The 1,109-nt window shown below is 71.1% G+C and carries 2 protein-coding genes; both read right to left on the reverse strand.

The window, feature by feature from the left end; translation table 11 throughout:
• On the reverse strand, positions 1-674 hold a 674-nt coding region (locus ABZ449_RS42260; protein ID WP_360357519.1), incomplete at its 3' end, for an acyl-CoA dehydrogenase family protein.
• A partial coding sequence (locus ABZ449_RS42265; protein ID WP_360357522.1) for an acetyl-CoA carboxylase biotin carboxyl carrier protein subunit occupies positions 671-1,109 on the reverse strand: 439 nt, incomplete at its 5' end. The genes ABZ449_RS42260 and ABZ449_RS42265, both read right to left, overlap by 4 nt.

A 1,109-nucleotide genomic window follows, 5' to 3' on the forward strand; every position in this document is an offset into this window, starting at 1 on the left:
CCGAGCAGCGCGTCGGCGGGCACCCGCACGTCGTCCAGGTAGAGCAGGAACTGGTTCTCCGGAGACACGATCTCCATGTCCAGCTTGGACCGGGTCAGCCCGGCCGCGTCGGTCGGCACCAGGAACAGCGCCGGCTTGAGCTTGCCGGTCGAGGAATCCTCGGTACGCGCCACCACCAGCACGTGCCCGGCCTCGTCGACTCCGGAGATGTAGCACTTGCGACCGTTGAGCACCCAGTCGCCACCGTCGCGCCGGGCCACCGTGCCGAGCCGGTGGAAGTTGGAACCGGCCTCCGGCTCGGTGATCGCGAAGACGATCTTCTGGGAGCCGTCGGCCAGGCCCGGCAGGTGCCGTTTGCGCTGCTCCTCGGTGCCGTGTCGGTTGATCACGGTCGCCGCGATGGCTGGGGAGACCACCAGCAGCAGCAACGGGCAACCGGCCGCCGCCAACTCCTCGCAGACGATGGCCAGTTCGGTGATGCCGCCGCCCCCGCCGCCGTACTCGGTGGGGATGTTGACCCCCAGGTAGCCGAGCCGTCCCGCCTCGGCCCACAACTCGGTGGTGTGCTCACCGGCCTTCGCCTTCTCGACGAAGTAGCCGTGGCCGTAGCGGCGGCCCAGGGCCCGCACGGCGTCGCGCAACTGGTCCTGTTCGGGGGTGAGGTCGAAGGTCATCGGGGGTCCTCCTCGGGATTCGACGGCTCCAGATCGGCGGATGCGGGGGAGCTGTCGATGACGGCCAGCACTGCGCCCGCCTGCACCTGACCACCGGTCGGCACCGGCAACTCGGCGACCACACCGTCGATCGGGGCGAGCACGGGATGTTCCAGCTTCATCGCTTCCAACGTGAGCAGCGGATCGCCGGCCGTGACCCGCTGGCCGACCTGGACGTGCACCCGGGTCACCGCGCCGGGCAGCGGCGCGAGCAGCGACCCCGCACCCACTTCCGTCGTGGGCAGCGGAAGGCGCGGCAGCTCGGTCAGGCTCGCCGCCCCGTCCGGGCCGTCCACGAAGACAGCCGACCCCACCCGGTGTACGCGGTACCCGCGCCGAACCCCGTCGACGTCGAGCACCACCCGGTCCGCTGCGGCCTGAACCAGCGCCACTGCC

Source organism: Kitasatospora sp. NPDC005856 (assembly GCF_040629945.1).
Taxonomy (GTDB): domain Bacteria; phylum Actinomycetota; class Actinomycetes; order Streptomycetales; family Streptomycetaceae; genus Kitasatospora.